At 63.6% G+C, this 9,146-nt stretch carries 8 protein-coding genes; 1 reads left to right on the top strand and 7 read right to left on the bottom strand.

Annotation, left to right across the window (positions count from 1 at the left end; genetic code table 11):
- Positions 1-139: 139 nt before the first annotated feature.
- The 4 genes from ACZIRK_RS34575 to ACZIRK_RS34560 form a co-directional block, all read right to left on the bottom strand.
- A complete protein-coding gene (locus ACZIRK_RS34575; protein ID WP_474418986.1) occupies positions 140-292 on the bottom strand; it encodes a hypothetical protein in 153 nt (50 codons plus the stop codon).
- A 21-nt stretch (positions 293-313) separates the two neighbouring features.
- The gene (locus tag ACZIRK_RS34570; protein WP_130225046.1) at positions 314-517 is read right to left on the bottom strand and encodes a hypothetical protein; all 204 of its coding nucleotides are present in this window, start codon (positions 515-517) and stop codon (positions 314-316) included.
- Positions 518-833: 316 nt separating this feature from the next.
- On the bottom strand, positions 834-1,517 hold the full coding sequence (locus ACZIRK_RS34565; RefSeq protein ID WP_028165693.1) for an endonuclease/exonuclease/phosphatase family protein: 684 nt from the start codon (positions 1,515-1,517) through the stop codon (positions 834-836).
- Positions 1,514-3,661 (bottom strand): VTT domain-containing protein, encoded by a 2,148-nt coding sequence (locus ACZIRK_RS34560; RefSeq protein WP_474418985.1) that lies wholly within the window; start codon positions 3,659-3,661, stop codon positions 1,514-1,516. The genes ACZIRK_RS34565 and ACZIRK_RS34560 overlap by 4 nt, the downstream gene beginning before the upstream one ends.
- Before the next feature lie 262 nt (positions 3,662-3,923).
- Here ACZIRK_RS34560 and ACZIRK_RS34555 point away from each other — a divergent pair, with 262 nt between their 5' ends.
- On the top strand, positions 3,924-4,955 hold the full coding sequence (locus tag ACZIRK_RS34555; protein WP_474418984.1) for an LLM class flavin-dependent oxidoreductase: 1,032 nt from the start codon (positions 3,924-3,926) through the stop codon (positions 4,953-4,955).
- 102 nt (positions 4,956-5,057) lie between these two features.
- On the opposite strand, the gene ACZIRK_RS34550 is transcribed toward ACZIRK_RS34555, so the two are convergent.
- Genes ACZIRK_RS34550 through ACZIRK_RS34540 form a run of 3 tightly spaced genes read right to left on the bottom strand, consistent with a single transcriptional unit; the run spans position 5,058 to position 9,111 of the window.
- On the bottom strand, positions 5,058-7,649 hold the full coding sequence (locus tag ACZIRK_RS34550; RefSeq protein WP_456643941.1) for a two-component system VirA-like sensor kinase: 2,592 nt from the start codon (positions 7,647-7,649) through the stop codon (positions 5,058-5,060).
- Positions 7,646-8,689, bottom strand: a complete 1,044-nt coding sequence (locus ACZIRK_RS34545) for a cytochrome-c peroxidase (RefSeq protein ID WP_474418983.1) — start codon at positions 8,687-8,689, stop codon at positions 7,646-7,648. Before ACZIRK_RS34545 ends, ACZIRK_RS34550 begins: the two co-directional genes overlap by 4 nt.
- Positions 8,686-9,111, bottom strand: coding sequence for a hypothetical protein (locus ACZIRK_RS34540; protein WP_474418982.1), 426 nt, complete (start codon positions 9,109-9,111; stop codon positions 8,686-8,688). The genes ACZIRK_RS34545 and ACZIRK_RS34540 overlap by 4 nt, the downstream gene beginning before the upstream one ends.
- Positions 9,112-9,146 lie beyond the last annotated feature (35 nt).

Genomic DNA, 9,146 nt, shown 5'->3' with positions numbered 1-9,146 from the left:
GCCTTCTTGAACTTCCCCATACGACTCCCTCCGCCTTGTGGGAGCCGCTCTCAGAATCCATCCTGCAAAACAACGCAATAGAGGCCGCAAATCCATATGCGATTCCCCTGCCCGCAAGCGGGAGAGGTGACCTCGCGGCCTACACCGCGATCGGCACGAAGTGGTTGATCGCGACCAGGATCATCAGCGCCACCACGCCGATGCAAAGGCTCCAGCCGATCAGTTGGTTCTCGACCGGCAGCAGTGGCTCGCCACACAAGCTACGAACCCGGCAGCCTTGTCTTGCGGTCATGATCCGTCCTTTCATGTGCGGTCAGAATGCCGTTCGATTGTCGGGGCGTCGCCGCCGCTCGATCAGCGCCCGTGCTGCGCGTTCCGCGGCGCGGGCCGAGCCGAAATGGCCGCCCTCGAGACTGTCGAACGCGCGTTCGGAAGAGAAGAAGCGGAAGCCGCGCTCGTCACCCACGACGATGCCGGCGGTCTGGTTGGAAACTTCGATGACATAGGCTTTGGACATGCGTGCTCGTTCGCCACTGCTGCGGCGCTCCCGTCTGATTCATGGTTGAGGTCGGTAACTAGGCGGGATCAGCAACAGGCTCCGGTCGCCGCCGAGACACAGCGACGGGTCATGCGCTTGCGCATATCGCCCACCACTTTCCGGTCTCTTGCTCTCATGCGGTAACCCCGAAGCAGCACAATCTGCTGCATCGAATATCCCGGGAAAGCCCGTTTTGGTCAATGAAATGGCTATCCAAATTTTTGAAGCACGGCGCGGGGCGCCTTCTACGCCGATCATCAAAAATGGACGGAATGATCCCGCGCCGCTCGCGCGCCTATCCAGCGAACACGATATCCGCCACGACGGGGAGATGATCCGAGTAGCGCCTCGCTTCGCGATCGGTCCAGGCTTTGAGGATGTCGCCGTCACGATCGACATAGATGCGGTCGAGACGAAGAAGCGGCAAGCGGGAGGGAAAGGTCCGCAGCCGTGTCCGCACCGGACAAGATCGGACCAGCACGCGCCGCACCGATTTCACCCAGAACCAATCGTTGAAATCGCCGAGCACGATGGTCCGCGGCGCCTTGGCGAGATCGGCCAGCGCCAGCGCCTGGGCATGCCTCTCATGGATGCTCAATCCAAGATGCGTCGCAACGACCGACACGTGACCGAGGGGTGTATCGACCGTTGCGGAGATCGCGCGGCGCGGCTCGCGTTCCTGATAGGATACGTCGGTGATGATGGGGGAGCCAATGAAAGGATAGCGGCTCAGGAGGACCTGACCATAATCGCCATCCTCGGTGACGATCGAGCGCGCTTCCACGCGATGCACGCCGATGACGCCGACGAGCCGCAGGAACGGATCCTCCGTCGCACCACGCGAATCGATCTCTTGCAGCGCCACGATATCGGGCGACCATTTTCGTAAGATAGAACAGACGCCATCGAGGTCGAACCTGCTGTTCAGGTTGAACGTGCCGTGCACGTTCCACGTCATCACCCGGATCACGTCGGTCATCTGCGCCGCCCGGCAAACCATGTCACGACGAATTGCGCTGCCAGGCAGAGCGGCAGCCAAATTGCGATGATCAATCCAAGCTGCAGCGCGCCCCACCAGGAGGCGTGCCTCGCAAAGTCCGCAATCTGCGCACCAAGCGCGGCCATCGCGATGATCCCGGGCGCCATGCCGAGCGCGGTTCCGATCAGGAAATCGGTCAGCCTGAGACGGCTGGCGCCGGCCAGCACATTGATCACTGAAAATGGCGCCACCGGCACCATGCGAATCATCGCGATCGCGAGCACGCCTTTGCCGATGATGCGTTCCTGGACCCGCAGGGCGCGACGTCCGAGCATCGATTGCAGGCGCTCCTGGCCAAGAACGCGCCCGATGAAGAACAGCAATGTGGCGCTCGACAGCACGCCGATGGCAGCCGCGACAAACCCTTTGACGGGCCCAAGCGCGGCGGCGGTCGCCGCGATCAGGACGACGACAGGGAAGATTACGAGGCCGCCGACCAGGAACGCAAGAACGGCAGCCGGCGGACCTAGCGGTGATTGCGCATATTTTCCGATCAAGCCCGCCACGTAACCGACATCCGTATAGCTGCTCAGGAACGAGTAACGCCAGGCCAGCGTCAGCAGCACGAGCGACGCGATGATTCCCAGGACGACCGCCATCGTCCTTGCCGTCCACGTCCGATCCGCCGCGCGCTGCAGATCGAGCGGCTCCTTCGGATCGGCGATCGGCTGCAGGATCTCGGTGAACGGACCAAACCGGGCATCCTCCAGATCCACGGGAAGCAGCACCTTCTCGGCGCGCGATGCGGCATGCGCGTCAAGGAATTCAAGCAGACGTTCCTCATTGGCCGCGATCGCGCTTTCGCTTAACCCGCAGTGATGCGCGAGCAGCCGATGGCGGACATTGCGGATGAACCGGCGATGTCCGTCATCGGTGGCCTCGAAGCACAGGTCGCATTCGGTATCCGCCCCCATCGAGCGGTTGTTGATATTGGACGAGCCGATCCGCAGGAATTCGTCGTCGATCGTCATGAGCTTGCTGTGGACCATGACGGGAACAGCATCGTCACCGTCTCTTGTCAGCGGATAGAGCATGCGAATGCGCGAGGTGACCTCGGCGCGATGGAACGGACCGACAAAGTCGCCGCGACCGCTTTGCATGGTCCGCGACTCCAGCCATGATGCGTGCCGCTTCGGGGTGACGATCAGGACGCGCAGCTCCGGTACCTCGCGCATCCGCCTTGCGAGCGCCTCGGCGATCTCGGCTGAGCTGGTGAACTGGTTCTCGATGTAGATCAGCTTTTTTGCCGTGGCGATCGACGCGTAAAACAGCCGCTCGACCTCGTGCACCGGGGGCTCAAAGCGCGTTCCGAGTTCCGTTCGCGCGATGCCGAGCGGAATGTTTTCGGCTTGCGAAGCGACCGAGTCTGGCCATCGCTCTGCATGGTAGATCGCGATCGGCATCGTGCCGCAGCCCGCCGCGTTCCAGCGCCGGATTGCGAGTTCGCCAAGCGCTCTCGCCGCGGCGCCATCCACCATGCACTGCACGTCGTGGAACGGCGGATAGGCAACACCGACCGGATCCTTGCGGAAGGAATGATGTAGCGCATGTTCGGATGTGTCCCAGCGCCGGATCGTGAGGTCGAGCCCGCCGACGAAGGCGAGCGAATTGTCGATCACGACGAATTTCTGGTGCTGCGCCGAGCCGAGCGGCAGGCTGGAATCCAGGCAGATGTGGACGCGGTTGGTGGGGCTGGCCAATTTCCTGGCCGAATGGCGCTCCCGCTCACGCGCATAGAGTGCCGCGAAATCCCAGACCAGGATGTTGATGTCGAGATTGTCCTTCTGCTCGACCAGGGCCTTGAGGAACGGACCAAGCGTATCTGGCAAGCCGTCGTCGGCCACGCCCGATGGCCCGACAAGCGGAGTCTCGGAGTGGATGTCCCACCCGATGATGAAGACCTGCCTCTCGGCGAGCAGCAGCGCCTCCCGCAAGGCACCAAAATATTCCGCGGCGTCGTTCAGGACGGCGACGCGACCGGCGTCGCATTTTCTCCAGATGGTGTCGCCCGGAACGAGTACGGATGAGCTGCGGGGCAGCAATATTGTCTCGGCCGATTGCACCTTCTCCATCCGAACGTTCATCTGCTCCCACCGCTCGGTTGAAACGCCTCAGCGGAAGTCAGGTTCCTGCCCGGGTGATGACCCATTGGGGTGGCGAGCGCCGCTGGTCGGGCATAATGCGGGAAACCAAGCGTTTCGCGGCCTGGCCTTGCCAGTCGCTGGCCAGTCATTATGTCGCAGTTAAGTCTACCAACGCCTGCCCGTCCGGGCCGGCCCTCCCCTTTTCTAAAGATTGGAAGCTCGCGGCGCGCTGCGCCAAGCCGTGCCAAACCGGAATATGACAATGACCACATCGCTGGAATTTGGGCTCGATACCTTTGGCGACGTCACCCGTGATGCCGCCGGCGCACCGCTGCCGCATGCGCAGGTGATCCGCAATGTCGTTGACGAAGCTGTTCTTGCCGACGAGATCGGGATCGATTTCATCGGCCTTGGCGAGCACCATCGCGCTGATTTCGCGATCTCCGCGCCCGAAGTGGTGCTGGCGGCGATCGCAGCACGCACCAGGCGAATCCGGCTCGGCTCCGCCGTGACGGTGCTGAGCTCGGATGATCCGATCCGCGTCTTCCAGCGCTTTTCGAGCGTCGATGCGGCCTCGAACGGCCGCGCCGAGGTGATCCTCGGCCGCGGCTCGTTCACCGAATCCTTTCCCCTGTTCGGCTTCGACCTCAACCAGTACGAGGCGCTGTTCGAGGAGAAGCTCGACCTGTTCGTCGAATTGTTGAAGCAGGAGCCGGTGACCTGGCAGGGCAAGCTGCGCGCCCCGCTGAACAACCAGCTCGTGTTTCCACAGGTCGAGCACGGGCGGCTGAAAACCTGGATCGGCGTCGGCGGCAGCCCGGAGTCGGTGGTGCGCGCCGCACGCTATGACCTGCCGCTGATGCTCGCGATCATCGGCGGCGACCCCAAGCGTTTCGCGCCCTATGTCGAACTCTACCACCGCGCGTTCAAGCAACTCGGCCGCCCGGTCAAGCCGATCGGGGTGCATTCGCCGGGGTATGTGGCCGACAGCGATGAGCAAGCGCGCGAAGAGCTGTTCGCCGACTACAAGGCCATGCGCGACCGCATCGGCAGGGAGCGCGGCTGGCCGCCAATGGGCCGCGACGAGTTCGTGCGCGAGGCCGACCACGGATCGCTCTATGTCGGCTCGCCCGAGACGGTCGCACGAAAGATTGCGGCCACCGTCAAGGCGCTCGGCATCGCGCGCTTCCAGCTCAAATACTCAGCCGGCCCGTTGCCGCACGAAAAGCTGATGCGCAGCATCGAGCTCTACGGTCGCAAGGTCGTGCCCCTGGTCCGCGATATGCTGGCGTAGGGGCCAGAGCATTTTCGAGCGAAGCGGACACCGGTTCGCGTGACGAAAACGCGTCAAACAAGAATCTAACGCTTCGGTTCTGATTCCGTCAGAACCGAAGCGCTAAGACTTGGCATAAGGCTGCCGCCGCGGGCCGATCGGACGCCGTAGCCGCGACGACAACGATGGCGAGCTCGTGCCCGCGTCGGCAGGTTCGGGACGCGACGCACGCAATGAGCGGACTTGCGGTTTTGCTTCCGGCTCCCTGCGTGCTGCGCAATTGCTGAGCGCAGCCGCGACTTCCGACGTGACAAGCGGCCAATGCACGACGTCGCTGATGCCGGCGGCCACCAAAGTGTCGGCGCCGATCTCCTCGGTCGATCTCGCGGCCAACACGATCGCAAGCTGTGGCGCCGCTGCATGCAGCGCCGCCGCCGCTTCCAGCGACGCCGCCGTCGATCCGAAATAGCCGACGATCGCCGCATCGAACCGGTCGGGCTTGGCGCTGCATGCGGCGCACGCCGCCGCAGCGGTGCCGAATCCAACCGGCTCGTAGCCGATCGCCGCCAGCGTTTCCTCGTCCCGCAGCAATCGCGCCTGATCGCTGGTGACCATCATCACGGTCTCGCCTTTTCCCACCGGCAGCATCGCCGGCTTGATGTCCGAGATCGGCGCGGCCATCGCCACGCAAGGCAGCCAAACCTCGAAGCGGCTGCCCTTGCCGGGAACGCTCTGCACGTTCATCGCCCCGCCATGCTCATGTACGATCTCGCGCACCGTCGCCAGTCCCAATCCGTTTCCGGAGGAACGGGTGGTGAAGAACGGCTCGAAGATCCGCGCCAGTGTCGCATCGTCCATGCCGCGGCCGGTATCGGTGACCACGATACAGACATAGCGGCCCGGCTGAAGCGTGTCGTGACTGAGCGAACGGATTTCGGTGATTTCGCGGATGTCCATCGCTATTTCGACACGGCCGTGATCGCCGATCGCCTGCGCGGCATTGTTGCAGAGGTTGAGGATCACCTGCTGCAACTGCGCAGGCTCGCCCGACACGATCGCGGTCGCCAGCGGCTCGCGGATCGCGAGATCGACGTTGCCGGGCAGCGAAACGTTCAGCAGCGAAACCGCTTCCGTCACGAGGCTATGCGCACTGAGCGGCCTGCGCCGCGCGTCGCGGTGCCGTCCGAACAGGAGGATCTGCTCGACCAGGTCGCGCGCCCGCTCCGCCCCGCGGCGGATCGCACGGAGATTCTGCGCGAAGCGGTTGTTCTGGCCGAGTTGTTCCTCGATCACTTCGGAGTGGCCGAGGATCCCGCCGAGGATATTGTTGAAGTTATGGGCGATGCCGCTTGTGAACGTGCCGATCCGCTCCATGCGGCGCGCCTGCTGCAGGCGCTCCTCGAGGCGCCATCGTTCCCGTTCCATCGCGTGCCGCCCAACGGCGTACATGATGATATCGAGCGCCATGCGCAAAAGACTGAGTTCGACGGTATCCGTCACCCGGCAGGGGCGGCCAATCGTGTCAAAACCCAGCGCAACGCTGGTGCCCTCCTGGTCGACGCCGGTCACGCAGGCCCACGCACCGAGGCCAACATCCATCAAGGCCCTTCTGTCTGCGCCGACCGGCAACGAATTGACGTTCGGGACGTGGACCACGCCGTCCACGGTGGGCGCGAATCGAGCCGCAAGTGCCGGCGCGCCTTCCGGCCAGCCGGGAGGAAAGTCCCTGCCCGCCCTCGACCACCCGTACAGCCGAGGGGTAGTCCCGGACCACACAACATAGGTACGATCGCAGCCGGTGCACAGCATCAAGTCGGCAAGGGCCCGTTCGATCTCGCCATCCAGGTTCTCGGGCAGCACGTCGATGAAGCGCATCGAAATGCCCGCGATCACATGCTCAAACGTCGCGCGGCGTTCAAGCGCCCTCGCATGCGAACGCACGCGAAGACCGAGGTGCACCAGGAACGCGACAAGGACCAGCGATGTCACGTAGAGCAGCCAGCGAAACTCCCGTGCCGTGGTTCTCGACTCGTTTTGCCGCACAAGGAGCAGACTGCGGAGCTGATCCTGCTCAAGCCTCGGCTGGATCGCCCGCATCTCCTTCAGCACGCCATCGACCGCGGGCAGCAAGCTCTGGAGCAGCCGTCCATGCGCCAGCAATGGTCCGATGACGTCGCCGTCGAACGGGCGTGCCTGATTGGCGAGGCTGTCCAGCCGATCCTTGACCTCACGCACCGCACTGTCCGACGTGTCGAGGGTGAGCTGCAGCATCGCCGCCGCGGCGGCGCTGATCGAAGGCCCGAGATCGCCCGCCGTCGCGTGAAGGCTGAAGCGCTCGAAGAACGTCAGCGAATTGTGCAGGAGTGCATTGTCGCTCTTGAATCGGTCAACGAGCTCCTCCTGTCGCGCAAGCGACGCCTCAAGGCGGCCCACCGCTTCGCTCGTTTCGGCGTCGATGGCCGCCGACTGTCGCAAGCGGTCGAGCGATTTGTGCATCGCATTGATCTCACGGACCAGCGGATCGTAGTTGCGCAGGGTGCCGGCGCGCGCGGTGAAAACGTCGCGATAGAGCGAGCTGTCCAGCATTGCAAAACGCTCAAGCTCGGCGAGCGCGCGATCGAACTGCTCGGCCTCCGGATTGATCGCGCGCAGCGACAGCCAGGTCAGCAGCAGGACGAGCGCGAATACGATCGCCAGGGCCCGAAGCGGCGTCATGGCGGCGATCCCTTGACGGGTATGCCACGGTAGTTTCCGGTCAGCGTCTGCAGGAACGCGACGAGCGCGGTTACCTGGTCATCCGTCAAGCTGCGGTCGAGCTGCGCCGCCGCCATCTTGCGCACCGCCTCCTCGAGCGTGGCCGCACTGCCGTCATGAAAATAGGGCGCCGTCGTCGCCACATTGCGCAGGCTCGGCACGCGGACGACATCAGGCTTCGCGTGGACCAGCGGACGGAATATCCCCTGGCGCTGGAACAGATTGCCACCGATATTCACTCCCTGGTGGCAGGAAATGCAGCCAAACGACTTGAATATTTCGTAACCGCCAAGCTCCGCGGCTGACAATGCGGACGTATCTCCGGCGAGCCAACGATCAAAGCGGCTTCCCGGCGTAATCAGCGATTTCTCAAAGGTCGCCAATGCGTCGAGGACGCACGCGCGGTCCGGCGCGCGGCCGTAGGCGGCGCGAAATTGCCGCACCATTTCGGGATCGGCATTCAGCCTGGCGACGATGTCCTCCATGCTGGTCGCCATATTGGCCGGATTCTCCAGGGACGATTTGGCCTGCGATTCGAGCGTGCGGTAATTGCCTTCCCAGTTCAGGCGGAAGCTGAGCGCCGCGTTGAAGATCGTCAATGTATCAAATGGAGCATCTGAACCGTCATGTCTCACCATCGCGGAATCGCGGCTGGCGCCATTGGTAGTGATGTCATGACAAGAGGAGCACGCCAGCTTCCCATCATTCGACAGGCGGGTGTCCGCAAACAACCGCTCTCCGAGCGCAAGCTTGAGCGGATCGGTCGCGGTAGGCTCTGGAATGGGCGTGATCGGCTCCTGATCGGCGATGGGAATTGGGCGCGAAGCGGGAGCGGTCGGGATGGTTTGCGTGGCTGCACCGGTGGCGATCAAGAGGAGCGCTGCGCAAGCCCATGGCGGCCAGCGGCGCGCACGCAGCATTTCCGGCAGAGCGGAGGCCTGCGCAGCCGCAAGATTCGTTCGGCTTCGCCGATATCCGACCAGCGACCATAACCGCATCATTGCCGACGATTCCCGCGGCTTTCCAGGTATGCGATGTTGCTATTCTCGGCATCGCCGCGGCTTTCGAGGCTTCGCAATTCGATGATGGCAGGCGGATGGTGGCCGCGCAGCTCGTCGGGGTCCAGCGCGTAAGGATACATGCCTGGCGCGTAAGCCGCGCACCCCTCCAACACCTGGGCGACCGTCCAGGACATCAGCGAGAGAATGACGCTGTGGAATGCAACGTCGCTGCAGACGGCGAACGTCCCGACGGCTTTCAGCATCAGCCTTGAGGGCCACCACAAGGCACCATTCACGGACGGCCGCTCGCTGGCGGGACTTGCGTGCGTCGTCACCGCGCGCATCGGGTACCGGCGCACGACGCTCGTGCGACGGTCGGTCCGCCATCGGCTGGCGGGCAGCTTCTTCCTGTCCAACTTCATTGACATCTCCCGAGGATTTTTCACCCTCGAGAGAT

It is taken from the genome of Bradyrhizobium sp. Leo114 (assembly GCF_055229415.2).
Note: the sequence above shows the minus strand (reverse complement) of the source record. Positions and strands in the feature narration are given on the sequence as shown.

Excerpts from the sequence above, each read along its gene's own strand:
- ACZIRK_RS34570 (WP_130225046.1), bottom strand. The coding sequence starts at position 517 with ATGTCCAAAGCCTATGTCATCGAAGTTTCCAACCAGACCGCCGGCATC.
- ACZIRK_RS34555 (WP_474418984.1), top strand. The coding sequence starts at position 3,924 with ATGACCACATCGCTGGAATTTGGGCTCGATACCTTTGGCGACGTCACC.
- ACZIRK_RS34540 (WP_474418982.1), bottom strand. The coding sequence starts at position 9,111 with ATGAAGTTGGACAGGAAGAAGCTGCCCGCCAGCCGATGGCGGACCGAC.
- ACZIRK_RS34560 (WP_474418985.1), bottom strand. The coding sequence starts at position 3,661 with ATGAACGTTCGGATGGAGAAGGTGCAATCGGCCGAGACAATATTGCTG.
- ACZIRK_RS34565 (WP_028165693.1), bottom strand. The coding sequence starts at position 1,517 with ATGACCGACGTGATCCGGGTGATGACGTGGAACGTGCACGGCACGTTC.
- ACZIRK_RS34575 (WP_474418986.1), bottom strand. The coding sequence starts at position 292 with ATGACCGCAAGACAAGGCTGCCGGGTTCGTAGCTTGTGTGGCGAGCCA.
- ACZIRK_RS34545 (WP_474418983.1), bottom strand. The coding sequence starts at position 8,689 with ATGATGCGGTTATGGTCGCTGGTCGGATATCGGCGAAGCCGAACGAAT.
- ACZIRK_RS34550 (WP_456643941.1), bottom strand. The coding sequence starts at position 7,649 with ATGACGCCGCTTCGGGCCCTGGCGATCGTATTCGCGCTCGTCCTGCTG.